Here is a 24882-nt window from a genome sequence, read left to right as displayed (position 1 = left end):
GGGCTGCGGCGTTTCCATCAGTGACAGTCCGGCGAGTCAGCGGGGTATTGGCCATTGGCCATAAAATGACCAAGCCCATAGATTCTAGCGTGGGAAAAGTACTTTGCCTTATTCCCTACAGATATGAGCTGCTTTGGCTGAGCAGTTTCACGCTGCGGATAAAGCAGGCGAATGGCAGTGGCCTGCCCTGCACAGGGCGTACTCGCCGCAGGCAGTGCGCTGCGGGGGGCGGTAGGAGAGAGGGCGCCCCATGGGAACGGGGGCGCCGGGTGCACTTTGGAGGCAGGGTGCACTGTCAGTCTCAGGGCACCAGCAGAATCTTGCCGTCGCGCTCGCCGCTGGCCGCCGCCGCGACAGCGTCCTTGATGTGTGCCAGGTCATAGGTCGCCGCGACGCGGGTCTTCAGTTTGCCGCTGGCGATCAGTTGCACCAGTTCGCCGAACACCTTCATCTGCTGCGCCGGGCTGGCCTGCTGGAACCACTTGGCCAGCCAGAAACCGCGCAGGGTCACGTCACGGAACACGAACGAGGCCGGCGATACCTGGCAGGCCTGGCCGCTCATCATGCCGTAGTTCACCAATACGCCGCCGTTGGCCAGCACTGCGGCCAGGTTGTCGGTGCTGACGCCGCCGACCGCATCGATACCCAGGTGAACTTCGGCGCCGCCAGTCGCTGCGCGCACACGCTTGGCCAGATCCGGGCCGTCCACCAGCACCAGGTCACCGCCCTCGGCCTCGACAGCGGCAATGGCCGAATCACGGCGTACCACGTTGATGGTCTTGAAACCGCGCAGCTTGGCCAACTGAATCAGGTAGCTGCCGACACCCGAGTTGGCGGCGTTCTGGATCACCCAGTCGCCCGGCTTGAGGTCGACGAACTCGCTGAGCAGCAGCGAGGCGGTTGGCGGGTTGACGGTAAGCATGGCCAGTTGCAGCGGGTCGGCATCCGGCAGCGGGATGAGTTTCTCTGCCGGGGCGTTCAGGGCCGTGACCCAGGTACCGCAGCCGACCGGCAGCAACACGGTCTGGCCGACCTTGAAGTTGCTGACGCCTTCACCAAGTGCCTCGACCTTGCCGACGCCTTCGTTACCGCCCACGGCCGGCAGTGGCGGCAGCATGCCGTAGGCGCCGGTCAGGGTCAGTATGTCGGACGGGTTGATCGGTGCAGCCAATACCTTGACCCGCACCTGCCCGGCAGCGGGCTCCGGCAGTTGCAGTGGCACTGCGCTGATCACGTCTTGCGGTACCGGGCCGCGCTGTTGGTATTCGGCTTTGAGCATGGTCTTGGTCTCCTGAAGGCAGGCGCAAAATGCGTGCAGCCAGTCTAGCCTCGATAGGGCAAAGCGGAATGAATCAGCCGGCATCCACTCTGCTTATGACGGTGGTCAGGCGTCTATGCTCTGGCGGGTCCGATAACGAGGTAGACGATGGTCAGATGGTGGCTGGGATTGATGCTGGCGTGCCTGAGCGCAACGGTTGCGGCCGAGGTGCTGCATGTCGGCTTTGGTACGCACAAGCCGCCTTATGTCTACGAAGGTGAGCCGCGCGGCCTGGAATATGAATTGGTGGAGCGCGCGGCGCACAACGCCGGTTTTGAATTGACCGCCTATTACGCGCCGATAGAGCGCTTGCACCTGATGCTGCGCCGCGGCGAGATCGACGCCATTACCACCACTCACGAGCGCAGTGGCGTGCAGGCCTTCTATTCGGACGTCTACATCCATTACCAGAACGTGGCGGTGGCGCTGGCCAAGCGCGGTTATCAGATCGAGCAGATCGCCGACCTCGGCCAGTACGCGGTCAGCGCCTTTCAGCGTGCGCGACTGCTGATGGGGCCGGAGTTCGAGCGCATGGCCATGAACAATCCGCGCTACCGCGAGGAGGCGCTGCAGATCAATCGCAATCGCCTGCTCTACAGCGGTCGCACCGATGTGGTGGTGGGCGACAGGCGCATCATCCGCTACCTGGATCGCGAGGTGGATGATCAGGTCGACGTCACCCAGCCACTGGCCTGGTTCGATATTTTCCCACCGACGCCATACCGTGTCGGTTTTCGCCGCGACGAACAACGTCGACGTTTCGACGAGGGCCTTCGTATGCTCAGAGAGAGCGGCGACTACCAGCGTATCGAGCGGCGCTACCTGACGGACTGAAACCTGAGGAAACTTTTGCGGGGCTGCCACGGCTCGGGGGCTGTTGCACTATGGCCGCTTGTCTGACGCATGGAGACGCCACGATGCCGCGCCTGAAACCCCTGGCAGCCCTCGGTCTGCTCGCACTGTTCGGTTATCAGTACAGCTTCGCCGAAGACCGGCAACTGGCCACCGAGCTGGGCCCTTTGAACGTTCACACCGTCGCCGAAGGCCTGGCCAATCCCTGGGCCGTGGCCTTTCTGCCGGATGGCCAGGGCTATCTGGTCAGCGAGCGGCCAGGTGCCTTGCGTCGGGTAAGCACCGATGGGGAAGTGTCCGAGCCGCTGCGCGGCGTGCCCAAGGTCTTCGCCGTCGGCCAGGGCGGCTTGCTCGACGTGGTGCTGTCGCCTGACTTCGCCGAGGATCGCCTGGTCTATCTGGCCTACGCCGAGGAGGGCGACGGCGCCGCAGGTACGGCCGTAGGGCGCGGCAAGCTGTCGGCCGATGCCATGGCGTTGGAAGGCTTCGAGGTGATCTTCCGCCAGCAACCCAAGCTGTCCAGCGGCACGCACTTCGGCTCGCGGCTGGTGTTCGACCGCGATGGCCATCTGTTTATCGCCCTGGGCGACAACAACAATCGCCCTACCGCGCAGGACCTCGACAAGCTGCAAGGCAAGCTGGTGCGGATCTTCCCGGACGGGCGCATTCCTGAGGACAACCCCTTCACCAGCCGCGACGGCGCGCGCAAGGAAATCTGGTCCTACGGCCATCGCAATCAGCAGGGCGCGGCACTCAATCCCTGGAGTGGCCGCTTGTGGACCCATGAACACGGCCCGCGTGGCGGCGACGAAATCAACGTTCCCGAAGCGGGCAAGAACTACGGCTGGCCGCTGGCGACGCACGGGGTCAACTATTCGATGCTGGCAATTCCCGAGGCCAAGGGCAAAACCGTGGAGGGCACCGAGCCGCCGCATCATGTCTGGGAAAAATCACCGGCCATCAGCGGCATGGCGTTCTACGATGCCGAGCGTTTCCCGGCCTGGCAGCACAACCTGTTCATCGGTGCGCTCTCCGGTCAGGCGCTGATTCGCCTGCAGCTCGACGGCGACAAGATCACCCATGAGGAGCGGTTGCTGGAATCGCTGAACGCACGGGTACGCGACGTACGGCAGGGGCCGGACGGCTATATCTATGTGCTGACGGATGCGCCGAAAGGGCAGTTGCTGCGCCTGGGGCTGGCGAGCGAGTAAAGCAGGAGGGGGAGAGGCTGGGTGCGCGATGCGCACCCGAAGCGATCACTTCTTGCTGATGGTGATCTGGCGAGTGCCGCCGTAAGTCTGGCCGCTGACGCCCTTGGCGATCTGCTGGATCTCGCCGCCGCCCTGCAGGAAGGCTGCAATCTGCGCCTCGATGGACTCGCGGGTTTCCACGGCTGGGGCGGGTTTGCTGACTTTGCTGGAGGAGGACTTCACGCGCAGGGTGGCCATGACCTTGATCTCTTTCAGAAGGGCGGCCGGCCATTATGCCTCAACCAGCTCCTTTCTGCTTGGTTAATCGCTCTGGTGAATAGCATAAGGCTGCGCCTGGCCAGCTTTTCGCGGCAACTTATGGCTTGTTTCCCAGTCACTTACACCACCATTCGACCGGCCGTCGATTCGCTACGACGCCGGCCCGGTCGTGGATTAACTCGGGTAGAATGGCCGGCTGTTTTGGTGAGGTGAAACGCGATGGCCTTGATTGGGCGGATGAATTCTTTGCAGGTGGTCAAGCACACCGACTTCGGTCTGTACCTGGACGGCGGTGCGGATGGCGAAATCCTCCTTCCCAAGCGCTACATCCCCAAGGACACGCCGAGCGAAGTCGATGACTGGCTCAACGTGTTTCTCTACCTCGACAGCGAAGACAAGCTGATCGCCACCACGTTGAAACCGAAGATCCAGCTCGGTGAGTTCGCCAGCCTCAAGGTGGTGGACATCAACCGCGTCGGCCTGTTCTTCGACTGGGGCCTGCCCAAGGACCTGCTGCTGCCGCATTCCGAAGAGAAGCGCCCGCTGCAGATCGGCGACTACTGCGTGATCTACCTCTATCTGGACAAACGCACCCGCCGCCTCACCGCCACCGCGCGCCTGGATCGCCACCTGGACAAGGTGCCGGCCAACTACCAGGTCGGCCAGGAAGTCGACCTACTGGTGGTCGAACGTACCGACCTCGGTTTCAAGGCCATCATCGACGGCAAGCACTGGGGCCTGATCCACAAGAACGAGCTGTTCAAGTTCATCCGCAGCGGCATGCGCGAGAAGGGCTACATCAAGGAGCTGCGTGCCGATGGCAAGATCAGTCTGAGCCTGCAGCCCATCGGTCACGAAGCCGCCAGCGGCCTGGCCGAGCAGATCATCGAACGCCTGCGTGCGCAGGGCGGCGTGTTGGCGCTGGGTGACAAGAGCCCGCCGGAACTGATCTCCGAGCATTTCCGGGTCAGCAAGGGCAACTTCAAGAAGGCCATCGGTGGCCTCTACAAGCAGGGCCTGATCCGCATCCACGACGACCGCATCGAACTGCTCGACAACTGACGTCGCAGCGACTTGAGCGCGAGCGTGGCAACTCGCATAATGCCGAGGTTTTCCCGCCGGTGTAGCTCAGTCGGTAGAGCAGCGCACTCGTAACGCGAAGGTCGTAGGTTCGATTCCTATCTCCGGCACCATTTCCAGCAAAGGGTCAGCTTCGGCTGACCCTTTGTCGTATCAGCGCTGAAAATTCCCTCGCGTTTCTGTCAAAGCCGGTGTGATGATGATTTTCGGCTCAGGCGCGTGACGTCTGGCCCTGACTCAGATGGGAGTTGCTCATGTTCATTCGTTCCCTCGTATTGATCCTGGCGACGGCGTTCGTCAGCGCTGCGTTCGCTGATCAGCCGCAGACCATTCGGGTCATTCCCAAGAGCTACGTCAGCCCCGGTGCCAGTGGCAGCGTCTCGGGCTCGTCCAGTTATCAGCAGCACAATCTCTACGGCGGTCAGCGTTTGCCGCAGGGTACCGTGCGTCAGGAGAGCCGCTATGGCAGCCAGTCTGTCGAGACGCGCGGTGGGATTCGGCAGAGCATCGAATATCCGGGTGGATTGATCATCGAGCGTCAGCCAGGCAGTGGCAGTTATCAGCAGCAGCGTAGCCGCTGACGCCTCAGTGGCTGGTGGCAGCCTTGCTCTGACCGTTTGGCGCGTCGGCGATCACCGCGCGATTGCGTCCCTCGCTCTTGGCGCGGTACAGGCATTCATCGGCGCGCTGCAGCCAGTTTTCCCAATGCTCGCCGCTATGCAGAATGGCGCCGCCGATGGAGACGGTGACCGCGCCGCCCGGGCTTTCCAGTTCACTGGCGACCTTGTCCAGCAGATGCCGCGCGGCAGTGCGCAGACCCTCTGTGTCGGTGTTGGGCAGCAAGAGCAGAAATTCTTCACCACCGAAGCGAAACAGGCGGTCTTCCTTGCGCGAGCAGCGCATGATCAGTTCGACGAAGGCCACCAGTACCTGGTCGCCGACATGATGGCCAAAGCGGTCGTTGATCTGTTTGAAGTGATCCAGGTCCATCACCAGCAGTCCGTAGCTGTCGCTGTGGCGGCGGTGGCTGGCCATGGCGATCTTCAGTTCTTCGTTCATCGCCCGGCGGTTGCGGGCGCCGGTCAGCGGGTCATGCAGAACCATCTCCTGCAGTTGGTCGCGCTGGTTGCGGGTACGGAAGGCGAAAATGAAGCTGAGCACGCTGGCCATCAAGCAGGTGACCAGGAACGACACCATCTGATAATGGCTTTCGAACACGCTGCCGGGTATCAGCAGAGCATGGCTGGTGAGGCTGCCCAGAACCAGCGAACTGGCGAGCAAGGCCTTGCCAGGGGTGACCATGAAGAAGTTGAACAGGATCAGCGGATAGATCCAGAACAGGCCATTGACCCCCAGATTGATGACGATCAGCGTGGCGGCGATAGAGAACACGGCTGCCAGGAAAATGCCAGGTTTGACCGTATCCCGGGTGAGCCAGGCATAGCGCACGGCAAAGAGCGTGGACAGGACGATGATGGTGTCGGCGATACCGACCAGGTAGTTGCCTTCCAGCAGGCGGTAGACGGCATAGGGCGAGATGCCGATCACGCCGAAAAGTCCCATCAGGGTGATGATCGACAGCTGAAAGTCATTGCGCAGGCGTTTGAGCAGGCGAGCGGTCTGGGTCGGCATGGCATTACTTTTCGTTGTTATGACGCAAGCATGCAGAGCATGGACCGCTAATGGCAAGGGGCATTCCTGGGCAAAGTGCCAGTATTTTCGCCCAGACCGACAGGCTGCTCAGTGGATGCGCAGCGAGGCAAGCGATTTGTTGCGCTGATAGCGGGTCAGCCGCACGGCCAGCTCGGTCGGCAGGCCTTGACAGTCCTCGAAGCCCAGGCGCTGATAGAAGCTGCGCAGCTCGGGATGACAGAACAGCCAGACTGGCTCGGGATGTAGCGCCAGGCTGTGACTGAGCAATGCCGCTGCCACGCCTTGGCGCCGCAGCGCGGGGGCGACGAACAGGCCAGTCAGCCACTCTCCTCCCGCTACAGGGCGAAGGCTCAGGGTTGCGACGATCTCGCTGGCGTTTTCCGCCACCCACAGTTCATCCCCCGCCTGGCTGCGCATCGGCGAGCGGTGGTCGCGGTAGAACTTGTCGACCAGAGGTCGCAACTGCAGGGGCAAGCGGCGAAAACGCGGTGAGGTCATGGGTTCAGGTGGCGGATCTGGCGGCTTATTTAACCATCGTATTTTGGTTAACGGTTGCGCATTTACGGCCTTGCGGGCGGTGACAGCCCGTTCGTGGCGCCGCATCATGGGCAATCGCATTTTGCTCAAGGATTCGCCGCGTGTCTCAGCCTTCCCCTGTATCCGTGGTGTTCGCTGCGCAGAGCGTTGCCGGCCAGGTACGCACGCATAACGAGGATGCCCTGGCCTGCCGTCCCGATCTGGGGCTGTGGGCGCTGGCCGATGGCATGGGCGGGCACGCGCGTGGCGAGGTGGCCAGTGCCCTGGCGCTGGAGGAACTGGTGGGCGCCCTGCAACAGGGCGAGGAGCTATTTGCAGCGGTGCATGCAGCCCACCTGGCTATCGCCGCGGCGGCGCAACCTGTTGCGGGCGAGGCGGGTATGGGCAGTACGCTGGTTGCCGTGCGCCTGAACGGGGATGAGTTCGAGCTGGCCTGGGTTGGTGACAGCCGCGCCTATCGCATCGGCAGTGAACATATCGAGCAGCTCAGTCACGACCACAGCTGGGTCCAGGCCATGGTCGACGTTGGCCGGATGAGCGCCGAGGAGGCGCGTGAGCACCCGCGCCGCAACGTGATTCTGCAGTGCCTGGGGCAGGTCGGGCAGGCGCCTGAAGTCGGTCTGCTGCGCGTCCGACTGGCGCCGGACGAATTGCTGCTGCTGTGCAGCGACGGGCTGACCAGCGAGCTGGATGACGCTGCCATCCAGCGCTGTTGCGCTGAGGCGGCCACGCTCGAAATGATGGTCGAGCAACTGGTGGGGCTGGCCAATAGCCATGGCGGCAGAGACAATATCAGCTGTATCGTCCTGGGCCTTGGCCCGGCTGCCGAGCCCCGTGAAGCGTCGCCCCCCGGTCTGCTGCGCAAGCTGTTCAAGTCCCTTCAACCCTGAGCGCCAGTCGAGCCGCATGAGCCAGCCTTCCATCAGCGTACCCGGTTACAGCATTCATCATCGCCTCGGCAAAGGCGGCATGGCTGAGGTCTATCTGGCGACCGAGCAGGCATTGCAGCGCCAGGTGGCGCTGAAGGTGCTGCTGCACCGTGAGGACGCAGCCTTCACTCAGCGCTTCATCAAGGAAGGCCATACTGTCGCCTCCCTGCAGCATCCTTCGATCATCACCATCTACCGCATCGACCAACTGGACGATGGCCGCCACTTTCTCGCCATGGAATACCTGGCGGGCGGCGATCTGGCCCAGTTCAAGGGACAGCGCCTGGAGCCGGCACGTGCGCTGCGTATCGTCCGGCAGATCGCCAGCGCCCTGGCGCTGGTACACGACAAGGGCCTGGTGCACCGCGATATCAAGCCCGGCAACATCCTGTTCCGCGACGATGGCACCGCCGTACTCACCGATTTCGGCGTGGCCAAGGCGCTGGAGCTCGACAGTGAACTGACTCAGTCCGGCATTGCCGTTGGCAGCCCGGCTTACAGCAGCCCCGAGCAGGCGCAGTGTCAGGCGCTGGATGCACGCAGCGACATCTACAGCCTCGGCGTAATCCTGCTGGAAATGCTCAGCGGGCATAACCCCTTTCGCGGCGGGAACTACACCCAGACCCTGATGAACCAGCTGCAGCTGGAGGCGCCACCGCTGCCGGAGCCTCTGGGCGAGTTGCAGTGGCTGCTCGACCGTATGCTGGCCAAGGACCCGCAAGATCGCTTCGCCGACTGCCACGTGCTGCTGGCCAGTCTCGATGAGCTACAGGACGCCGAGCTGGACCAGACCCGCCTGAGTCCGGCCGTCAGCCTGCCGCCTCGGCCTCCCCGACGGCGCTGGCTGCCCTGGGCCGTGCTCGGTCTGTTGTTGCTTGGCATGGGCAGCGCGGGCGGCTACTACTGGCAGCTGCAGCAGCGCATCGCCGGGCTGCTCGCGTTGGCTGAAACGCGCCTGAGCGAGGGTCACCTGCTGACCCCTTCGCAGGACAACGCCGATTATTACTTTCGCCAGGCGCTGGCCCTGGACGAGGACAACGCCCAGGCCAGCGATGGCCTGCAGCGCGTGCTGCAGGCACGTATCCAGCAGTATCTCGACCTGGCCGAGCAACGCCTCGGCGAGGGCTTGCTGATCCTGCCCGAGGACGACAGTGCGGTGTATTACTTTCGCCAGGTGCTTGGCTGGGAGCCCGACAACCTGCTGGCCCGGGCTGGCATCAATCGCGTGGCGCAGCGTTTTATCGAGCAGAGTGAGGCGGCGTATGCCCGGCGCGAGTACAACCTGGCGCTTGAGCAGATCAAGCAGGGTCTCGAGGCAGAACCCGACAACGAACGGCTGCTGGCCCTTTATGACAGCCACGAGCAGCGCGTGCGGCAGGCGGCGAGCCGCCCACGCAGCGCTCAGCCAGCCCAGCAAAACCCGATCAAGCGCTTGCTGAACAATCTATTCGACTGACCCGAGGCGACCACGATGCTCAGACTGCAGTTCCTGGATAACCGCCAAGCGCCGGTCTGGCTGACCGACGAACGCCTGACCATCGGTCAGGACAGCCGTAACCAACTGGTGCTTGGCGATGCCGGAATCGCCAGCTTCCACGCCGAGATCCGCCAGGATCACGGCTACTACTACCTGAGCGATGCCGGTCAGGGCGCCACCTGGGTCAACGACCAGCGCGTCGGTACACGCTTTCAGTTGCGCGACGGTGATCGCCTGCGCCTGGGCGCCGTCGAGCTGCAGCTGGTCAATCCGGCGAAAAGCGCGGCCAGACCCGAGGCTGCCGCGCCACGCTGGTTTCTGCAGGTGATCCAGGGCGAGCACCAGGGACGCAAGTTTCATGTCCACGGCTCGATGACCTTCGGCCGTTCGAGCAAGTGCGAGCTGTGCTTCAGCGATCTGGAGCTGTCGCGCCGGCATTGCGAGTTCTTTCTCAAGGACGACGTGCTGGAGGTCAAGGACCTCGCCTCGGCCAACGGCGTGCTGGTAAACCAGCAGAAGGTCAGGACCGCTGTGCTGCAACCGGGCGATCAGTTGAAGATGGGCACGGTGACGCTATTGGTGATCGGGCCGAAGGTCAGCGTGAGTGATGCTCCCGACGAGGATGCCACCCAGTTCATGCGTGTGGCGGACCTGCCGCCGGCTTTGGCTGCCAAGGCAGCTGGCGGCGGCGCTACGCAGATCGCCCCGGTACCGCAGGCAGCACGCGTCAGCGCCAAGGCAGCGCCGGCGGCGGCCAATCCGCTGCGTGCGGCTCAGGCCAAGCCGGCCCCCCTTGCCGCGCCACCTGCGGCCAGTGCGGGCAAGCTGTGGCTGGGTGGGATCGTACTGCTGCTGATCGGCGTAGGCTTCGGTGCTGTCGCCATGCGGCTATTGGGCTGAGGCGGGGCGCGTCACCCGATAGAGCCGGCATGGCGGGTTGCACCCGCCCTACGGGGTAGCGCTCGTGGCGTAGGGCGGGGGTACCCCGCCGTTGTGGTCCCGGTGGGTTGGTGCGCACCGAATGCCTCGAAACACGCTGAATCTCAGGCCGGTGTCAAGCGCAGCCGCTCGGCGCGTATTTCCGGCAAATCGCTGCGGCGCAGGTAGACGCGCAGCGGCTCACCAAGATTCACTCGATCATCGATGCGTTGCTCCTGTAGCCAGGCCAGGCGCTGGCGATCCAGGCGCATCAGTTCGCCCTCGTCAGCGTGCCAGACGTATTCGCAGGTAGGCGTGATGGTTTCGGCCGGTACGTCGAGACCGAAGCTGTCTTCGGAGAATCGCAGCAGGTACTGCTCGGTCTTGGCGTTGAAGCCGACGAAACCCTGCAGCTGGTCGGCAGCCTCGCAGATTTGGGCGGACGTGATACTCATGGCAAACCTCGTTTCCTGTGGGGTTTGCAGGCAAGGCGAATGGTTTTGTTTATCGGCGCAGCCTAATCGCTGGTGTTGTCACCCGCGTTGTCGTGGATCAAGAAACTGCCGTCAGCGGTTTTGATGCCGTGAGCGACGCTCTTACACAGACGGCAGCCGTTTCAGGGCCGGCAGCACCTGATCGCGCAGCAGTAGCGCCAGGTCATCGGGCAGGGGCTGGGCGGTGTCGAGCCAGCGCAGTTCTTCCAGCTCTTCGAGCAGCTCACGTTCGAGCGCCGACAGTGCGTCTTCGTCCGCTTCACGTTTACCGCCAGGCAGCATGAAGAATCGGGTGTTGCGCTTGCGCACGAGCAGCAGGCGGCCTTGTTCGTCGAACAGGCAGGCTGCGGCGATATGCAGGGTAGTTTTCATGGGGGCAGGCACTGAGCGGATGGCGTCTCCGGCGAAACTGCGCAACGCACGTTGCACAGTTTCGCCCCGGGGCGGGGCTCCTACAGAGGGCGGAAGCCTTGCCTGATATGGGCGCCCATTCAGGGCGCCCGGCGAGCATCAGCCGGCGAGGCCGACATAGACGTTCTGCACGTCGTCGTGGCCATCGATGGCCTCGAGGAAGGCTTCGACTTCTTCCATCTGCTCCGGCGTCAGGCTGCTTACCGGGTTTTTCGGGCGGTAGCCGAGCTTGGCCGAGTTGACGGTGAAACCCTGTTCCGGCAGTGCCTTGCACACGGCGTCGAGGTCGGTCGGGTCGGTGATGAACAGGGTCGAGCCCTCGTCATCGGGCACGAAGTCCTGGGCGCCGGCTTCGATGGCCGCCAGCTCCGGGTCAGCGCCTTCTTCGGTAGTGGCTTCGATCAGGCCAACGTGGTCGAAGTCCCAGCTGACCGAGCCGGAAGCCCCGAGCTGGCCCTTGCGGAACAGCACGCGAATCTCGGCGACGGTGCGGTTGACGTTGTCGGTCAGGCACTCGACGATCACCGGCACCTGATGCGGGGCGAAGCCCTCGTACTGGGTGCGCTCGTAGTTGATTACTTCACCGGACAGGCCCGCACCTTTCTTGATGGCACGCTCCAGGGTGTCCTTGGGCATAGAGGCTTTCTTGGCCTGGTGCACGGCCAGGCGCAGCTTGGGGTTCATGTCCGGGTCGGCGCCGTTACGCGCTGCGAGCATGATTTCCTTCACCAGCTTGCCGAAGATCTTTCCTCGGGCATTGGCGGCTGCTTCTTTGGGTTTGGCTTTCCACTGGGCGCCCATCTGGGGTCTCCTGGCCGAGAAGTGAGTCGGCGTCAGGCCCTGGTACGCCTGACGATCGGATAGGCTGCGGATTCTAGTGCCTTGCGCGGCTATCGGCACCTGCAATTTCAGTCGGTGGGGTCAGAGGTAGCGCCAGATCAATTGCACGCCCGCCAGCAGAATGCCCAGCCGGGCGATGCGGTAGAACCACAGGTGGTTGACGCGTGATTGCAGCCACAAGCCGCTCCAGACGCCCAGCGGGACGATGGGCGCGAGCATCAGGCTCAGTAGCAGATTCTCCTCGGTGAACTGGCCCAGCGCTGTGTAGGGCAGCAGCTTGGCGGCATTGGTGAGCAGGAAGAACAGGTTGATGGTGGCGACGAAGCGCACCTTGTCCAGTTGCTGCGGCAGCAGGTGCATCATCACCGGTGGGCCACCGGCGTGGGCGACGAAGCTGGTGAAGCCGGCCAGGCTCGACAGCAACGTGCCACGGCCTTTGTGCAGTGGACGTGGTGCCTGGTTGCCAGCCAGAAACCCAAGACCGACGAAAACGATGGCGATGGCGCCGATCAGCAGGCCAATGGCACGCTCGTCGAAGAAGCCGAAGGTCAGCGAACCGATGCCGATACCGATCACGGCGCCCGGCAACATGACCTTGAGGTTGGCCGTGTCCCATTTCCTCCAGTAGGCCTTGAGCCCGACCACGTCGGCCAGGCAGAGAATCGGCAGCATCACCGCCACGGCCTGTTTCGGCGACGTGGCCAGTGCCAGTAACGGCACGGCAATGCCGCCCAGGGCGCCGCCGAAGCCGCCCTTGGACAGCCCAGTGAGAAACACTGCCGGCAAGGCGAACAGAAGGAGATCGTGCAGAGTCATGGGCTTGGCGTAACGCTACGAAGGCGCGCAGGTTAGCAGCCGCCAGTGGCTGTGTGGTTTTTTTCCTCGGCCTCTGTGTCTGTCGGCTGTCAGGGGAAGGCTGCTCTAATGCCGGCTCACTCAACCTGAGGTTTGCGCCCATGACACCCAAGGATCTACTGCTGGCGCTATTGGTGATCATCGTCTGGGGGCTGAACTTCGTGGTGATCAAGGTCGGTCTGCACGGCATGCCGCCGATGCTGATGGGCGCTCTGCGTTTCATGCTCGCGGCGTTTCCGGCGATCCTCTTCGTGCGCCGGCCGCAGGTGCCGCTGCGCTGGATGCTGGCCTATGGCATGACCATTTCAGTGGGGCAGTTCGCCTTTCTCTTCTACGCTATGTATGTCGGCATGCCGGCTGGCCTGGCGTCGCTGGTGCTGCAGTCGCAGGCGTTCTTCACTCTGTTTTTCGCTGCGCTGTTTCTCGGCGAGCGGCTGCGCGGCAGCAACCTGTTCGGCCTGCTGGTGGCCGCCAGCGGTCTGCTGTTGATCGGCCTGCAGGGCGGGCAGGCGATGACCCTGGCCGGTTTTGCCCTGACCATCGCGGCGGCGTCGATGTGGGCGCTGGGCAACGTGGTCACACGCAAGCTGGGCAAGGTCAATCTGGTCGGCCTGGTGGTCTGGGGCAGCCTGATCCCGCCGCTGCCATTTCTGGCGTTATCGCTGTGGCTGGAAGGCCCGGAACTGATCAGCCAGTCGCTGCGTAGTCTCAGCCTGGACTCGCTGCTGGTACTGGCTTACCTGGCATTCGGTGCCACCATTCTCGGTTACGGGCTCTGGAGTCGTCTGCTGTCGCTTTACCCGGCCAGCCAGGTGGCGCCGTTTTCGCTGTTGGTGCCGGTGGTGGGTATCAGCTCCTCGGCGCTGCTGCTGGGCGAACGTCTCGGCGGATTGCAGATGGTCGGTGCGGCGCTGGTCATGGCCGGGCTGCTGATCAACGTCTGGGGCGGGCGCTTGCTCGATAGCTGGCGGCAACGGGCTCCAGGGGCTGTTTGACACGCTTGTGGCGGGTACGATACGACAGATTCTGTCGCATGCCAGTGAGTTAAGCGAAGAAGATGAGTGTGTAGGCGATCCGGTGTATGCAGCCTACTTACACAAGGCATCGCCGGCAAGCCGGCTCCTACGGACTTATAGCGCTGAGGGCGGATCAACATTAGGCTTGCGGAGGCTGCTCCGGCAGGCGTTCGAGGATCTGATCCAGGCGTTGCTGGATGCGTTGGTCGATCTTCTCGTGCAGGCGCATGATTTCCAACTCGGCGCGCAGGTTCACTTCGAAGTCCAGGCTCGCGGCCAGGCGATCCTTCGCCGCCTGGCGGTTCTGGCTCATCATGATGATCGGCGCCTGGATCGCCGCCAGGGTCGACAGCATCAGGTTGAGGAAAATGTAAGGGTAGGGGTCGAAGGCCATGCCGAAGTGCGACAGCACGTCGGTGTTGAGCAGCATCCAGCCGAGCATGGTCAGTGAAAAACAGATGATGAAGGTCCATGAGCCGCCGACCGATGCGACCCTGTCGGAAAGCCTCTCGCCGAAAGATGATTGTTCATCCGACGCGTCGGCAGCATCGCGGCTGATGGGGCGACGCTGGCGAATCTGTTCGAGCACATGGCTTTCTTCCGGCTCCAGTTCGTGGGGGCTTTGCCGAGCAGGGTCTGGGCGAGTTTTTGCAGCGGGTGCGAGGTGTCGTTGCTCATCGTGACTGCTCATTTATGGCTGACAGTAGCAGGGATGCTGAATCGCTCCGGCCGACTTGTCACCTGTCCGCTGCATCCTGGCGTGCTGCACTTTCCAGGCGGTTGCGACCATTGGCCTTGGCCCGATACAGCGCCTGATCCGCTGCGTCGATCAGGTTCAGGGCGCTTGTGGCGCTGTCCTGGGTGCCGGGGCTCAGGCTGGCCAGGCCGATGCTCACTGTAATTCTCTGGAATGGACTGTTCTCATGCGGCAGTGCGCTGTGCTCCAGGTTTGTCATGAACGCGAGAGCGATGGCTTCGGCGCCCTCGCTACTGGTGTTCGGCAGAATCACGGCCAGTTCTTCGCCGCCGTAGCGTGCCGCCAGGTCGCCGGGGCGACGCATGCAGCGCTGGAGCAGGTCGGCGACGCTGCGCAGGCATTCATCACCCGCCAGGTGGCCGTAGTGATCGTTGTAGCGCTTGAACATGTCGATATCGAGCAGCATCAGGGTAAGGTCTGAACCCTGGCGCTGTGCACGGCGAATTTCCACTTCCAGCGCCTGGTCGAAGCTGCGACGGTTGGCCAGACCGGTCAGGGCGTCCTGCGAAGCCAGTATTTCCAGGCGGGCATTGGCGTCGAGCAATTCTTCCCGGGCGCTGAGCAGTTGGCGCTCGGCGCGCGAGCGACGGTGCATGTCGACAAGTAGCCGCTGGCCGATGATGGCGACGGCGAGCAGCAGGATCAGAACCACCGTGGCGAACAGTCGTGCATCACGGCGCCAGGCCGTTAGCGCCTCATCGCGGCCCAGCGCGACCACGGTGATCAGGGGGAGGTTGCTGTTATGGCGGAACGCGTACAGGCGCTCGATGCCATCGATGCTGGAGACCTGTGTGGTCGTGGCCTGTTGCTGTGCGCGTAATGTCTGAAAGATCGGCGAGTTCGACCAATCCAGCCCCACATCCTGTTCACGGAAGGGCTGGCGAAACAGCAGGGTGCCATCGCTGGTTGAGAGGCTCATCGTGCCTTGCTGGCCCAGATCGAGGCTGCCGAACAGCTGGAGGAAATGCTCCACGCTCAACGTGATGGCCACCACGCCGGAGAAATTGCCGTCGGTATCGTTCAGGCGCCGGCTGACGGTGAATATCCACCCGTGCGCTAGGCGGCTCTTGATGGTCGGGCCGATGAACGTCTCGGGCGAGGGATTGTCGCGATGATGGATGAAGAACGCACGATCGGCGGCGTTCGGGCGCGCATTGATATCGCCCCGCGATACCAGCAGGCGGTCACCCTTGGCGTTGTAGATGATGATGGTGCTGGCCAGCTTGAACACCCGGCTCTGTTCCTGCACGACCTGCTGCAGGCGATCAAGATGTGCCCGACCCTTGCCTTCCTGCTCCAGGCGTTCTGCCAGCTCCACCAATACCAGCTCGGATTGGCGAATCACCCCTTCGCTGTAATTGTCCAGGGCACGCGCCAGGTTGAGATTGGCCACGTTCAGCTCATGCAGGGCACGCTCGCGGGAAAACCAGATCTGCCAGGCCGTCAGCAATGCCAGCGACAGGCATATGAACACCAGCAGGATGAAGGTGAGGCGGGTACCGCGTTTCATAAAGGCAGAGCCCTGCCGTGTGACTGAACAGCGTGGGCAACGGAAAAACCACCGGCGGGTTAATGCCAGTCAGTTAAGGCTGTACGCGTTTGGCTCCCCTCCCCCGTTTACGGGAGAGGGGCTGGGGGAGAGGGCCGAAATACCGCGAAACGGCCATCTACCCCTCTCCGAACGTGCCTCGCCAGAGGGGCGAGGGGACTGATCGTAGGCAGTCGGCGCTTAACTGATCAGCATTAACCGGCGGGTGGCTTTTCCATTGCGAGAGAATCAGTCCTGACGGCTGGTGACTTCCAGCAGGTGATAACCGAACTGAGTCTTGACCGGGCCTTGCACCACGCCGACCGGTGCGCTGAACACCACGGTATCGAACTCCTTGACCATCTGGCCCGGGCCGAAGGAGCCCAGATCACCGCCGCTACGGCCGGACGGGCAAGAGGAGTTGTCTTTGGCCAGTTGGGCGAAGTCGGCACCGCCTTCGATGGCGGCTTTCAGTTCGTTGCACTTGTCTTCGCTGGCAACCAGGATGTGGCGGGCAGTGGCGCGGGCCATGGGAGTACCTCCTATCAATGAAGGTGCAGAGCCTAGCGCAATCGCCTCGACAAGCAAACGGTCGGCCGTTCGTCCACCTGTCAGGAGCCGTTTCGGCGTCTGGCTTGTCCCATCTTCTGTAAGTGGGCATCTGCCCTGAACTCAGGCTTCACTGAGGAGACTTGCGGATGAACACCCTGAGCATCGACGGTTGGCGCAAGGCCGACAATGACAGCAAATCCATCCCTATCGGCACTCTGCAGTTCTATGTCAGCGAGTCGGAGCACTTGCGCCTGGAGCAGGCTGAGGAGCAACTGCAGCGCAGCGGCGTCCGGGACGCGATGATCGACGCAGACATGCGACGTTGGAGCTGGTCATGCCGGAGGGCTTCGGCCCACTGAGTGAATGCAAATGGCGCGTGTACCTTGGCGGCGAGGAGGGGCGTGGCCAGTTTCATCTGGTCGGTTACAGCGCCGAGGATGGCTGCCTGATCTACAGCAATGCGGTGATGGTCGATCTGCTGGGGTGACCGGCACAGGCAAAACCTTGCCCCGCGGTGGCAAGTCGCTGCCACGAATGTGTGTGCAACCCGCGTAGTGACTGGCCTGCAGCGGCTGGCCCGGAATCTGCTTTGCATCAGGCGAACGGATTTCGCGGAGGCCTCATGACCAGTATCAACAACAGCACGCCTGCCATGCTCAGCTACTACGGTAGCCAGCTCAACAATCGCTCGACTGCGTCCAGTGGCGAAGCCGACGGTCAGGCCAGTCAGGATCCAGTTGCCGACTTGCGGCGTTTTGCCAAACAGGTGGTGGCGCGCAGTGAGGGTGGACTACTACGCGCGATGAATGGTGGCGCGGCGCAGCCCAGCAATACCGTGCAGCGCAGTGGTGACAGTCAGCCGACTACGCCTTCGGTGATTCAATTGCCGGACGTAACGCAGCTCGATCGCGACGATGCCGCCAAGCTGCTGGCGCAGGTGCAGAAGATGGTGGATGCCGGCATGGATGGCAGCGTGCGCATCGCCGGTTACAACGGCGACCAGCAGACCGACTCGCTGGAAACCTACCGCCAGTGGCTGCAGGAAAAGGGCGGAGTCAGCATCTACGTCTGATCCGCAGCCGTTCAGCCCAGAATGGGTTCTACGTCCTCTCGGGTGATCACCCGGTTACGCCCGGCGCGCTTGGCCGCGTAGGTGCGCCTGTCTGCCGCCAGCATCAGCTCGTCCAGTGATTGCCCATCTACCCCGAAACAGGCCACGCCAGCGCTCAACGTCATGTGCAGCGTGGTTTCATCCACCGTCAGCGATTGCGCAACCAGGCGTTCGCGCAGGCTTTCGGCGATTTCCCGAGCTTGCGCTGCCTTGCTGCCTGGCAGCAGCACCGCAAATTCCTCACCGCCCAGGCGGCAGAACAGATCATTGACCCGTAAACGCTGCGCCAGCACCTTGGCGAAGTGAACCAGGGCACGGTCACCGACTTCGTGGCCAAAGCGGTCGTTGATCTGCTTGAAGTGGTCGATATCGACGAATACCAGCGAAAGCGGCGTGCCATTGCGCAACGCATGGGCACGCTCACGCTCGAATACCTCGGCCAGCTTCAGGCGGTTTGGCTGGCTGGTCAGAGAGCCGGTGGTCGCCTGCTCGGTCAGGCGCTGCTCATTGAGCAGGCGGCTGCGCTCGTAGATGTGCGCGAAAATCATCACCGCCAAGCTGGCGAGGCCGAGATTGGCGATGATCTCGACGTTTTGCAGCAATTCATCGGACGAAAACCGCTGACTGAAGACGAACAGGCCGACACCGACGAACACGATCGAGCCGTACATCCCCAGGCGCAACCCCAGTAATAGATAGCAGATGATCGGAATTGTCTGGATCCAGGCGAACACCGCGAAGGTAGTGGTGGTCTGAGACAGCGCCACAATCATGATGCTGAAGAACGGCAGCAGGTAAATTGCGGTCAATAGCTGCAGGTTGCGTGTTTTATCGATGATGGTCAGCAGATACAGCGACACCGCGGCATAGCCGATCTCCAGGCCGGCCAGCAGCCAGTTGTCGTGCAACAGATTGACGACCGAGAAGAACAAACCGCCGCTCAAGGTGATCCATAGCAAGGCTTTGAGGACCAGGCGGCGATGTTGTTCGTTCTTGGCGAAGTAACCGGGTAGCAGTGTTCTCGAGCGGGAGAGACAAATGCGTAAATTGTTCGATGACGGCAGAGGGCGTCATGCAGGAACCCTGCCGTTGGGCCGCGATCCCAGTGTACGCGGGCGTTCGATGGGATTAGGAAACCGGCCATGATCCTGCGCCGGAAATTGCGTCAGAATCACGACGTTAGTTGGGAGAGGGCGGTATGACAACAATGGACAAATGGGGGTGGCAACGCTGCCTGCTGGCGCTGCTGCTGATGGGCATTTGCGGCGCGGCCCAGGCCGCTGAGGACCTTGCGCTGATCGAGATGATCAACAGCTATCGTAGCGAGGTGCAGCGCTGTGGCGTTCAGGCCTCCGAGCCACTGCCGCCGTTGACCAACGATCCACGCCTGATCCTGCCTGCCAACGGCACCGCGGATTTGCAGGATTCGCTGAGCGCGGCTGGTTACCCGTTGGTTAACGTACAGGCCATCACCCTCTCCGGCCCGCGCAATGCGCAGGCAGCCATGCAGGCATTGAGCGAGAGTTTCTGCCGCGTGCTGCTCGATCCGCAATTCATCGACATCGGCGTCAGCCAGCAGGATCGCGACTGGCGCATCGTGCTGGCACGGCCGCTGCTCAGTGGGCGCCTGCAAACCTGGCAGACCGAGGGGGAAAGTCTGCTCTTGCTGATCAACTCTGCCCGCGCCGAGGCACGCCAATGCGGTGACCAGCACTTCGCTGCCACCGCGCCGCTGGTATGGAATGCCGAACTGGGGAGCGCCGCCGAGAGCCACAGCCGAGCCATGGCCAACGGCAACTTCTTCTCCCATCAAGGGCGTGACGGCCTGACGCCGGGTGACCGCGCGGAACTGGCGGGGTACAGCGGTACCAAGGTCGGCGAGAACATCGCCGCGGCGCTGGATACCACCGCCAAGGTGGTCGAGGGCTGGCTCGCCAGCTCCGGGCATTGCGCCAACATCATGAACCCGGAGTTCAGCGAGCTAGGCGCTGCCTATGCCAACGACCCGCAGAGCGATGCCGGCATCTACTGGACGGCGTTGTTCGGCGGGCAATGAGTGAGCGCCGGCTTCAGTTGACGCCGAACACCTGGGCCAGGTGCTGCTCGTAGCGTGCCACGTCGTGCTCGATGTTCGGCTCCTTCATCACGTCGTTGCAGATGAAGGTGGGCAGACCAGTCATGCCCAGGAACTCGTTGGCCTTGTGGAAGGGGAAGTACACCGCGTCCACGCCTTTGCCTTCGAAGAAATCGGTCGGGTCCTCGAAGGCCTGCACCGGGGCGTTCCAGGTCAGTGACAGCATGTACTGCTTGCCCTGAATCAGCCCGCCGCTGCCGTACTTCTGCGATGCATCGGAGCGGGTACGGCCGTCGTTGGCATACAGGCTGCCGTGGCCGGCGGTGAACACCTCGTCCAGATACTTCTTCACCGTCCAGGGTGCGCCCATCCACCAGCCGGGCATCTGGTAGATCACCACATCGGCCCAGAGGAATTTCTGTACTTCTTCTTCCACGTCGTAGCCGCCGTCGATGAAGGTGGTCTTGACGTCGAAGCCGGCGCGGTCGAGGAAGGCCACCGCCGCGTCGTGCAGGGTGCTGTTGTACTGGCCGTGGGAGTGGGCGAACGCTTTGCCGCCGTTGAGCAGGAGGATCTTTTTCATGGGGGTTCTCCAAAAATGTGGCGGCAGGTTATCGGGCCCTGCGCGTGCGAAACACCCCGAAGTGATCAAATAATTGTTGACTGAAAATCATGAAAGGCTCGCCGAATGCTGCGTTAAGGTGAGGCATCTTCCCGCATCGAGGCGCTTGCATCCATGTACGGCTTCATCCTTCACGCGCACACCAGATCCGAGCAGGCCGAGGCCTTCGAGCAACTGTTCCGTGCTTACGTCGAACCCAGCCGCGCCGAACCCGGTTGCGTCGAATATCACATGCTGCGTGACGCCCAGGACCCGACCCTGTTCATCTTCTACGAGGTCTGGGCGTCGCCGGAGGCGCTGGCCGAACACACGGCACTGCCGCACATGCGCAAGTTCCATGACCAGCGCATGGACTATCTGCGTCGTGATTTCGAGATTCGCGAGATCGAGATGCTTAGCCCGGCGAGTGCCGCGCGGGCCTAGTTCGCGATCCGTAGGAGCCAGCTTGCTGGCGATAGTTGTGGTGGCCAGGATTGCATCCGGGCCGCCACAACAGGTGAGGCTGGGCTCAGTGGCTGTAACCCGGCTTCTGGCGAATGGTCTTGAGCAGGTCGTCGGGTGAAATGTGCCCGACCACCTGGGTCGCGGCGCTGCCCGGCTGCGGCAGATCGAGGATATGGCCCTTCATCTTGCCGATCACGTGCATCTCGCACGGCTTGCAGTCGAACTTCAGGGTCAGCACTTCATCGCCGTGTACCAGCTGCATTGGCGCCACCTTGGTGCGCACGCCGGTGACGCCCTTGGCCTGCTTCGGGCACAGGTTGAAGGAGAAGCGCAGGCAGTGCTTGGTGATCATCACCGGCACTTCGCCGGTTTCCTCGTGGGCCTCGTAGGCGGCGTCGATCAGCTGCACGCCATGGCGATGGTAGAAGTCGCGCGCCTTCTGGTTGTAGACGTTGTAGAGGAACGACAGGTGCGACTCCGGGTACACCGGCGCCGGCTCGGTCTCGGCCTTGCGGCTACCACGCGGATGGGCGGCCACGCGCGCTGCGGTCAGCGCCTCGATGGCCTCGCGGCGCAGCGCCTTGAGTTGCGAGTTGGGCACGAAGAACGCTTGCGGCGCATCCAGCGTCACGCTCTGGGCATGGTAGATGGTGGTGCCAAGCTGGGTGAGCAGGTCACGCAGGCCATCGAGTGCCTGTCCCGGCTTGTTGGCCACACCGAACGGGCCGGGCAGGGCGACCTCGACGCTGATGCCTTCCTCACTGGTGGCAGTGAGCTTGAGGGCGTCTTCACGCAGCACGGCCTTCCAGCTCACGCCGATACGACGCTCGGCGCTGGTGCGTTGCAGCGCCTGCTGCCAGTTGTGGTCGAGGTTGCGCGAAAGCGGATGATTCGGGCGCAAGCGGAACATGCCCACGGGCATCTCGTTGGGCTCGACGCGGTAGCGGTAGCGCTTCTCGCCGTCTTCCTCGAACTCACCTTTCAACTCGGCGATGTTGGCGCGGAAGCCGACCACCTCGCGTTTGACCAGCACGTTGAGGCCGTCGCCGTTGGACAGCGGCTCATGGGTGACCGCGATCAGGTCGCGCTTGTTGACCTTCTCCACGCTGCCTACCAGCAGGCCAGTAAAGGTCGGCGAATCGAAGGCGCCGATATCCACCTTGCGCTCGGTGACGAAGTAGTCGGTGCTGCCACGGTGGAAGGTCTTGTCCGGATCGGGCACGAAGAAGTGCGCGGTACGGCCGCTGGAGGCGCGGGCTAGGTCCGGGCGGTCCTCGAGGATGGCATCGAGCTCGCGGCGGTAGTGGGCGGTGATGTTCTTCACATAGGCCACATCCTTGTAGCGGCCCTCGATCTTGAACGAGCGCACGCCGGCCTCGACCAGGGCGCGCAGGTTGGCGCTCTGGTTGTTGTCCTTCATCGACAGCAGGTGTTTTTCATAGGCGATTACGCCGCCTTTTTCATCCTTGAGGGTGTAGGGCAGGCGGCAGGCCTGCGAGCAGTCGCCACGGTTGGCGCTGCGCCCGGTCTGCGCGTGGGAGATGTTGCACTGGCCGGAGAAGGCCACGCATAGCGCGCCGTGGATGAAGAACTCGATGGCGGCATCGGTGGCATCGGCGATCTGACGGATTTCCTGCAGGTTCAGCTCTCGTGCCAGTACCAGTTGGGAGAAACCGGCCTGGTCGAGAAACTTGGCCCGTGCCAGGGTGCGAATGTCGGTCTGGGTGCTGGCGTGCAGCTCGATGGGCGGAATATCCAGCTCCATCACCCCCATGTCCTGCACAATCAGCGCATCCACGCCTGCGTCGTAGAGCTGGTGGATCAGCGTACGTACCTGCTCCAGCTCGTCGTCGTGGAAGATGGTGTTGAGCGTGGTGAACACCCGTGCATGGTAGCGCCGGGCGAACTCCACCAGCTTGGCGATCTCGCTCACCTCGTTGCAGGCGTTGTGCCGCGCGCCGAAGCTCGGGCCGCCGATATAGATGGCGTCGGCGCCATGCAGAATGGCCTCGCGGGCGATTTCGACGTCACGCGCAGGGCTGAGCAGTTCCAGGTGGTTCTTGGGCAAGGACATGGTGTTTTCTTTTATCAGGCTGACACACGGGCAAGGCGCGCATTGTACCGGGCTGTGGCCCGCTGGGCACTCGCCAGATGCCGGACGGCTGGCAATACGCGCCGATGCAGGTACAGTAGCGGCCTTTTTCAGGCGGAGGCGTGGCGATGGACAACAGAGGGTTGGAGAAGCTCGATCAGTGGCTGCTCAAGTACGGCAACGATGACTCGATCCTCTCTGCCAGCGAACTGGACGGCTTCTTCGCCGCCATCGTCTCCGCCCCGCGCCAGGTCGCGCCTGCCGTCTGGTATTCGGCGATCTGGGCCGACCAGCCGCCGCAATGGCCGAGCGACAAGGATGGTGAGCGCTTCATGAAGCTGGCCGTCGAGCTGATGAGCGAAGCCGCCTACATGCTCAGCAAGGAACCCGATGACTATGAGGCGATCTTCCTGGCCGACAACAACGGCAAGGGCGAGAAGCTGATCGTCTCCGAGTGGTGCGCGGGCTACCTGCGCGGTGCGGCGGTTGCCGGTTGGCTGGAGCAGGCGCTGCCCGAGTCGGCGCAGGCGGCCCTGGCGCTGATCACTCTGCACGGCGACGAAAGCGGCAGCGAGACGCTCAAGGCCATGACCGATGCCGAATACGAAGCCAGCACAGCGATGCTGGAGCCGGCCGCCGTCGAGCTTTACGAGTACTGGCAGCAGAATCTGGACCCGCTGCTGCCGGTACGCCGTGATGACGCCAAGGTCGGGCGCAACGACCCGTGCAGCTGCGGCAGTGGCAAGAAGTACAAGCAGTGCTGCATGCGCTGACCGGTCGCTGTCAGCATGCCTGGCGAGCGAGCCTCGGCGTCGTGCTCAACTGCAGCACGGGTCCTCGCTCATCGCCAGCAGCTCCGGCCGGGTGCCGAAAACCTGCATCACGTCATTCATCGACATCCACCAGTCGTCGTGCCACTTGAGTACGCGCAGGCGTTTGTTTGGCGTGCTCAGCTGTCGATAGCTGGGCAGGCTGGAGCTGCTGAACAGGTGCGGCAGCAGGACTTGGCAGAGCCAGCTGCGCAGACGTTCCGCGCGTGGGCTGGTGCTGCTCAGGCTCAGGCGTAGCAGGTTCTCCAGGTCGATCATGGCTTGAGGCGTTTCCTCGTTGCCGAAGAGGATGCGCACCGGTCGACAGTGAAGCAGCAGGGCGGCTTGTTCGTCGGCCAGTTCCAGGGCCTGGTAAACGGTCTTCGCGACGAACCAGAAACGGCCGTCTGCGGCGCGCTGCACAGTGAGACGAGAAAACCGAATTCGCCCAGCGCCTGCGTAGCGCCATGATTGCGGCTGGATATCCAGATCGCCCCGCCGTGCTCGAACGCGAGTTCAATTCGCGTTACTGGGGCCGTTCCGTGACCTTCCAGGCGGTTCCCCGCTGGTTGCGTGGCGAGGCGATACCGTCGCAGGACAAATTGCAGGTGCTTGCCGAGTGGCTGCGTATCGAACCGCAGGTACTGCGCTTTAGCGCACAGGCCGGTGCCGCCGTACGCGAGCAGCGTGGCCGTTGGGAAGATCCCAAGTTCTATCAGGAACGTGAGGTGATCGAGGCCTTTCTGGCTCTGCCTGCTGCGCAGCGCAAGGTGGCACGCGAAGTGGTGATGGCCTTGGCTGTTGTAGCCAAGGCCGAGAAGAAGCCCAGCGAGCACTGAACATGCACCCACTTGGCTCAGAGTGTTGGCGCTGATGGAAAATTGACCCACCCTGCCGATTGAAATTTGACCCAGGGTGGATTGCTGATTTTGTTACCAGCAACTGTGGATAAGTCTACCAGCGCAGCTGCTTTTGAACCCACTCCTTCGCTAGCCCAGTTCAGCTGTTGAAGACCTGCCACATGCAGCCATGCAGCAGGCCGTC

The 24882-nt window shown here is 62.9% G+C and carries 29 protein-coding genes, 1 tRNA gene and 1 pseudogene; 15 read left to right on the top strand and 16 right to left on the bottom strand.

Features of this window, described 5'->3' with window-relative positions; translation table 11 throughout:
• Nucleotides 1-301: 301 nt before the first annotated feature.
• Entirely contained in the window at nt 302-1279 is a 978-nt protein-coding gene (locus PSOLE_RS10940) for a zinc-dependent alcohol dehydrogenase family protein (RefSeq protein WP_074856308.1), read from the bottom strand.
• 171 nt (nt 1280-1450) lie between these two features.
• On the opposite strand from PSOLE_RS10940, the gene PSOLE_RS10935 reads away from it, so the two are divergent.
• Nucleotides 1451-2152, top strand: a complete 702-nt coding sequence (locus PSOLE_RS10935; RefSeq protein ID WP_074856310.1) for a substrate-binding periplasmic protein — start codon at nt 1451-1453, stop codon at nt 2150-2152.
• An 83-nt stretch (nt 2153-2235) separates the two neighbouring features.
• Nucleotides 2236-3381 (top strand): PQQ-dependent sugar dehydrogenase, encoded by a 1146-nt coding sequence (locus PSOLE_RS10930; protein ID WP_074856312.1) that lies wholly within the window; start codon nt 2236-2238, stop codon nt 3379-3381.
• 45 nt (nt 3382-3426) lie between these two features.
• On the opposite strand, the gene PSOLE_RS10925 is transcribed toward PSOLE_RS10930, so the two are convergent.
• Entirely contained in the window at nt 3427-3618 is a 192-nt protein-coding gene (locus PSOLE_RS10925) for a hypothetical protein (RefSeq protein WP_003462311.1), read from the bottom strand.
• 240 nt (nt 3619-3858) lie between these two features.
• Here PSOLE_RS10925 and PSOLE_RS10920 point away from each other — a divergent pair, with 240 nt between their 5' ends.
• The 3 genes from PSOLE_RS10920 (at nt 3859) to PSOLE_RS10910 (ending at nt 5300) form a co-directional block, all read left to right on the top strand.
• On the top strand, nt 3859-4701 hold the full coding sequence (locus tag PSOLE_RS10920) for a CvfB family protein (protein ID WP_059391247.1): 843 nt from the start codon (nt 3859-3861) through the stop codon (nt 4699-4701).
• Between the two features lie 55 nt (nt 4702-4756).
• A tRNA-Thr gene (locus tag PSOLE_RS10915) sits at nt 4757-4832 on the top strand.
• Nucleotides 4833-4973: 141 nt separating this feature from the next.
• Nucleotides 4974-5300, top strand: a complete 327-nt coding sequence (locus PSOLE_RS10910) for a hypothetical protein (RefSeq protein WP_074856314.1) — start codon at nt 4974-4976, stop codon at nt 5298-5300.
• Nucleotides 5301-5304: 4 nt separating this feature from the next.
• On the opposite strand, the gene PSOLE_RS10905 is transcribed toward PSOLE_RS10910, so the two are convergent.
• Together PSOLE_RS10905 and PSOLE_RS10900 are read right to left on the bottom strand one after the other, a co-directional pair.
• Nucleotides 5305-6351, bottom strand: coding sequence for a GGDEF domain-containing protein (locus PSOLE_RS10905; RefSeq protein WP_074856316.1), 1047 nt, complete (start codon nt 6349-6351; stop codon nt 5305-5307).
• 108 nt (nt 6352-6459) lie between these two features.
• The gene (locus PSOLE_RS10900) at nt 6460-6870 is read right to left on the bottom strand and encodes a GNAT family N-acetyltransferase (RefSeq protein ID WP_074856318.1); all 411 of its coding nucleotides are present in this window, start codon (nt 6868-6870) and stop codon (nt 6460-6462) included.
• Between the two features lie 140 nt (nt 6871-7010).
• On the opposite strand from PSOLE_RS10900, the gene PSOLE_RS10895 reads away from it, so the two are divergent.
• Genes PSOLE_RS10895 through PSOLE_RS10885 form a run of 3 tightly spaced genes read left to right on the top strand, consistent with a single transcriptional unit; the run spans nt 7011 to nt 10215 of the window.
• Complete coding sequence (locus tag PSOLE_RS10895) at nt 7011-7799, top strand: PP2C family protein-serine/threonine phosphatase (protein ID WP_074856319.1); 789 nt, start codon at nt 7011-7013, stop codon at nt 7797-7799.
• A 16-nt stretch (nt 7800-7815) separates the two neighbouring features.
• A complete protein-coding gene (locus tag PSOLE_RS10890; protein ID WP_074856321.1) occupies nt 7816-9294 on the top strand; it encodes a serine/threonine-protein kinase in 1479 nt (492 codons plus the stop codon).
• Between the two features lie 15 nt (nt 9295-9309).
• A complete protein-coding gene (locus tag PSOLE_RS10885) occupies nt 9310-10215 on the top strand; it encodes an FHA domain-containing protein (protein ID WP_074856323.1) in 906 nt (301 codons plus the stop codon).
• Nucleotides 10216-10358: 143 nt separating this feature from the next.
• Here the strand turns inward: PSOLE_RS10885 and PSOLE_RS10880 are convergent, their stop codons facing one another.
• The 4 genes from PSOLE_RS10880 to PSOLE_RS10865 form a co-directional block, all read right to left on the bottom strand.
• Nucleotides 10359-10688 (bottom strand): DUF2025 family protein, encoded by a 330-nt coding sequence (locus tag PSOLE_RS10880; RefSeq protein ID WP_055986645.1) that lies wholly within the window; start codon nt 10686-10688, stop codon nt 10359-10361.
• Nucleotides 10689-10829: 141 nt separating this feature from the next.
• The gene (locus PSOLE_RS10875; protein ID WP_055986642.1) at nt 10830-11099 is read right to left on the bottom strand and encodes an NUDIX domain-containing protein; all 270 of its coding nucleotides are present in this window, start codon (nt 11097-11099) and stop codon (nt 10830-10832) included.
• A gap of 138 nt (nt 11100-11237) precedes the next feature.
• Nucleotides 11238-11939, bottom strand: a complete 702-nt coding sequence (locus PSOLE_RS10870; RefSeq protein WP_074856324.1) for a YebC/PmpR family DNA-binding transcriptional regulator — start codon at nt 11937-11939, stop codon at nt 11238-11240.
• Nucleotides 11940-12059: 120 nt separating this feature from the next.
• A complete protein-coding gene (locus tag PSOLE_RS10865) occupies nt 12060-12794 on the bottom strand; it encodes a sulfite exporter TauE/SafE family protein (protein WP_074856326.1) in 735 nt (244 codons plus the stop codon).
• Nucleotides 12795-12934: 140 nt separating this feature from the next.
• Between PSOLE_RS10865 and PSOLE_RS10860 the strand changes: the two genes are divergently transcribed.
• Nucleotides 12935-13828 (top strand): EamA family transporter, encoded by an 894-nt coding sequence (locus PSOLE_RS10860; RefSeq protein ID WP_074856328.1) that lies wholly within the window; start codon nt 12935-12937, stop codon nt 13826-13828.
• A gap of 160 nt (nt 13829-13988) precedes the next feature.
• Here PSOLE_RS10860 and PSOLE_RS10855 read toward each other — a convergent pair whose 3' ends face one another.
• The 3 genes from PSOLE_RS10855 to PSOLE_RS10845 all read right to left on the bottom strand — a co-directional run bounded on the left by PSOLE_RS10855 (nt 13989) and on the right by PSOLE_RS10845 (nt 16665).
• On the bottom strand, nt 13989-14438 hold the full coding sequence (locus PSOLE_RS10855; protein WP_244597205.1) for a DUF1003 domain-containing protein: 450 nt from the start codon (nt 14436-14438) through the stop codon (nt 13989-13991).
• A gap of 148 nt (nt 14439-14586) precedes the next feature.
• Nucleotides 14587-16116: a GGDEF domain-containing protein gene (locus tag PSOLE_RS10850; RefSeq protein WP_074856330.1), complete on the bottom strand. Its 1530-nt coding sequence runs from the start codon at nt 16114-16116 to the stop codon at nt 14587-14589.
• 267 nt (nt 16117-16383) lie between these two features.
• Nucleotides 16384-16665 (bottom strand): peptidylprolyl isomerase, encoded by a 282-nt coding sequence (locus tag PSOLE_RS10845; protein WP_003462270.1) that lies wholly within the window; start codon nt 16663-16665, stop codon nt 16384-16386.
• A gap of 167 nt (nt 16666-16832) precedes the next feature.
• Between PSOLE_RS10845 and PSOLE_RS10840 the strand changes: the two are divergent.
• Nucleotides 16833-17173 (top strand): annotated as a pseudogene (locus PSOLE_RS10840) (hypothetical protein).
• A 135-nt stretch (nt 17174-17308) separates the two neighbouring features.
• On the top strand, nt 17309-17758 hold the full coding sequence (locus PSOLE_RS10835; RefSeq protein ID WP_003462266.1) for a hypothetical protein: 450 nt from the start codon (nt 17309-17311) through the stop codon (nt 17756-17758).
• A gap of 11 nt (nt 17759-17769) precedes the next feature.
• On the opposite strand, the gene PSOLE_RS10830 is transcribed toward PSOLE_RS10835, so the two are convergent.
• Complete coding sequence (locus PSOLE_RS10830; protein WP_074856332.1) at nt 17770-18813, bottom strand: diguanylate cyclase; 1044 nt, start codon at nt 18811-18813, stop codon at nt 17770-17772.
• Between the two features lie 182 nt (nt 18814-18995).
• Between PSOLE_RS10830 and PSOLE_RS10825 the strand changes: the two genes are divergently transcribed.
• On the top strand, nt 18996-19853 hold the full coding sequence (locus tag PSOLE_RS10825) for a CAP domain-containing protein (RefSeq protein ID WP_003462261.1): 858 nt from the start codon (nt 18996-18998) through the stop codon (nt 19851-19853).
• A 13-nt stretch (nt 19854-19866) separates the two neighbouring features.
• Here the strand turns inward: PSOLE_RS10825 and PSOLE_RS10820 are convergent, their stop codons facing one another.
• The gene (locus tag PSOLE_RS10820; protein WP_003462259.1) at nt 19867-20454 is read right to left on the bottom strand and encodes an NAD(P)H-dependent oxidoreductase; all 588 of its coding nucleotides are present in this window, start codon (nt 20452-20454) and stop codon (nt 19867-19869) included.
• A 153-nt stretch (nt 20455-20607) separates the two neighbouring features.
• Between PSOLE_RS10820 and PSOLE_RS10815 the strand changes: the two genes are divergently transcribed.
• Nucleotides 20608-20916, top strand: coding sequence for a putative quinol monooxygenase (locus PSOLE_RS10815; protein WP_003462257.1), 309 nt, complete (start codon nt 20608-20610; stop codon nt 20914-20916).
• Between the two features lie 85 nt (nt 20917-21001).
• Here PSOLE_RS10815 and PSOLE_RS10810 read toward each other — a convergent pair whose 3' ends face one another.
• Nucleotides 21002-23011, bottom strand: a complete 2010-nt coding sequence (locus PSOLE_RS10810; protein WP_074856333.1) for a peptidase U32 family protein — start codon at nt 23009-23011, stop codon at nt 21002-21004.
• 146 nt (nt 23012-23157) lie between these two features.
• On the opposite strand from PSOLE_RS10810, the gene PSOLE_RS10805 reads away from it, so the two are divergent.
• Nucleotides 23158-23802, top strand: coding sequence for a YecA/YgfB family protein (locus PSOLE_RS10805; protein WP_055986624.1), 645 nt, complete (start codon nt 23158-23160; stop codon nt 23800-23802).
• Between the two features lie 45 nt (nt 23803-23847).
• Here PSOLE_RS10805 and PSOLE_RS10800 read toward each other — a convergent pair whose 3' ends face one another.
• Nucleotides 23848-24261 carry a BRO family protein gene (locus tag PSOLE_RS10800; protein ID WP_169713317.1) on the bottom strand — a complete coding sequence of 138 codons (414 nt, stop codon included), beginning with the start codon at nt 24259-24261 and terminating at the stop codon, nt 23848-23850.
• Nucleotides 24262-24305: 44 nt separating this feature from the next.
• Here PSOLE_RS10800 and PSOLE_RS10795 point away from each other — a divergent pair, with 44 nt between their 5' ends.
• A complete protein-coding gene (locus PSOLE_RS10795; protein WP_074856336.1) occupies nt 24306-24677 on the top strand; it encodes a transcriptional regulator in 372 nt (123 codons plus the stop codon).
• A 17-nt stretch (nt 24678-24694) separates the two neighbouring features.
• Here PSOLE_RS10795 and PSOLE_RS24380 read toward each other — a convergent pair.
• Nucleotides 24695-24882 (bottom strand): hypothetical protein (locus PSOLE_RS24380; RefSeq protein ID WP_211281479.1); only part of this gene is annotated, 188 nt, incomplete at its 5' end.

The organism is Pseudomonas oleovorans subsp. oleovorans (assembly GCF_002197815.1).
Taxonomy (GTDB): Bacteria; Pseudomonadota; Gammaproteobacteria; order Pseudomonadales; family Pseudomonadaceae; genus Aquipseudomonas; species Aquipseudomonas oleovorans.
Note: the sequence above shows the minus strand (reverse complement) of the source record. Positions and strands in the feature narration are given on the sequence as shown.

What these genes read in the sequence shown, in the direction of transcription:
- PSOLE_RS10940 (WP_074856308.1), bottom strand. Translation starts at nt 1,279, where the DNA reads ATGCTCAAAGCCGAATACCAACAGCGCGGCCCGGTACCGCAAGACGTG.
- PSOLE_RS10935 (WP_074856310.1), top strand. Translation starts at nt 1,451, where the DNA reads ATGCTGGCGTGCCTGAGCGCAACGGTTGCGGCCGAGGTGCTGCATGTC.
- PSOLE_RS10930 (WP_074856312.1), top strand. Translation starts at nt 2,236, where the DNA reads ATGCCGCGCCTGAAACCCCTGGCAGCCCTCGGTCTGCTCGCACTGTTC.
- PSOLE_RS10925 (WP_003462311.1), bottom strand. Translation starts at nt 3,618, where the DNA reads ATGGCCACCCTGCGCGTGAAGTCCTCCTCCAGCAAAGTCAGCAAACCC.
- PSOLE_RS10920 (WP_059391247.1), top strand. Translation starts at nt 3,859, where the DNA reads ATGGCCTTGATTGGGCGGATGAATTCTTTGCAGGTGGTCAAGCACACC.
- PSOLE_RS10910 (WP_074856314.1), top strand. Translation starts at nt 4,974, where the DNA reads ATGTTCATTCGTTCCCTCGTATTGATCCTGGCGACGGCGTTCGTCAGC.
- PSOLE_RS10905 (WP_074856316.1), bottom strand. Translation starts at nt 6,351, where the DNA reads ATGCCGACCCAGACCGCTCGCCTGCTCAAACGCCTGCGCAATGACTTT.
- PSOLE_RS10900 (WP_074856318.1), bottom strand. Translation starts at nt 6,870, where the DNA reads ATGACCTCACCGCGTTTTCGCCGCTTGCCCCTGCAGTTGCGACCTCTG.
- PSOLE_RS10890 (WP_074856321.1), top strand. Translation starts at nt 7,816, where the DNA reads ATGAGCCAGCCTTCCATCAGCGTACCCGGTTACAGCATTCATCATCGC.
- PSOLE_RS10885 (WP_074856323.1), top strand. Translation starts at nt 9,310, where the DNA reads ATGCTCAGACTGCAGTTCCTGGATAACCGCCAAGCGCCGGTCTGGCTG.
- PSOLE_RS10880 (WP_055986645.1), bottom strand. Translation starts at nt 10,688, where the DNA reads ATGAGTATCACGTCCGCCCAAATCTGCGAGGCTGCCGACCAGCTGCAG.
- PSOLE_RS10875 (WP_055986642.1), bottom strand. Translation starts at nt 11,099, where the DNA reads ATGAAAACTACCCTGCATATCGCCGCAGCCTGCCTGTTCGACGAACAA.
- PSOLE_RS10870 (WP_074856324.1), bottom strand. Translation starts at nt 11,939, where the DNA reads ATGGGCGCCCAGTGGAAAGCCAAACCCAAAGAAGCAGCCGCCAATGCC.
- PSOLE_RS10865 (WP_074856326.1), bottom strand. Translation starts at nt 12,794, where the DNA reads ATGACTCTGCACGATCTCCTTCTGTTCGCCTTGCCGGCAGTGTTTCTC.
- PSOLE_RS10860 (WP_074856328.1), top strand. Translation starts at nt 12,935, where the DNA reads ATGACACCCAAGGATCTACTGCTGGCGCTATTGGTGATCATCGTCTGG.
- PSOLE_RS10850 (WP_074856330.1), bottom strand. Translation starts at nt 16,116, where the DNA reads ATGAAACGCGGTACCCGCCTCACCTTCATCCTGCTGGTGTTCATATGC.
- PSOLE_RS10845 (WP_003462270.1), bottom strand. Translation starts at nt 16,665, where the DNA reads ATGGCCCGCGCCACTGCCCGCCACATCCTGGTTGCCAGCGAAGACAAG.
- PSOLE_RS10835 (WP_003462266.1), top strand. Translation starts at nt 17,309, where the DNA reads ATGACCAGTATCAACAACAGCACGCCTGCCATGCTCAGCTACTACGGT.
- PSOLE_RS10825 (WP_003462261.1), top strand. Translation starts at nt 18,996, where the DNA reads ATGACAACAATGGACAAATGGGGGTGGCAACGCTGCCTGCTGGCGCTG.
- PSOLE_RS10820 (WP_003462259.1), bottom strand. Translation starts at nt 20,454, where the DNA reads ATGAAAAAGATCCTCCTGCTCAACGGCGGCAAAGCGTTCGCCCACTCC.
- PSOLE_RS10815 (WP_003462257.1), top strand. Translation starts at nt 20,608, where the DNA reads ATGTACGGCTTCATCCTTCACGCGCACACCAGATCCGAGCAGGCCGAG.
- PSOLE_RS10810 (WP_074856333.1), bottom strand. Translation starts at nt 23,011, where the DNA reads ATGTCCTTGCCCAAGAACCACCTGGAACTGCTCAGCCCTGCGCGTGAC.
- PSOLE_RS10805 (WP_055986624.1), top strand. Translation starts at nt 23,158, where the DNA reads ATGGACAACAGAGGGTTGGAGAAGCTCGATCAGTGGCTGCTCAAGTAC.
- PSOLE_RS10795 (WP_074856336.1), top strand. Translation starts at nt 24,306, where the DNA reads ATGATTGCGGCTGGATATCCAGATCGCCCCGCCGTGCTCGAACGCGAG.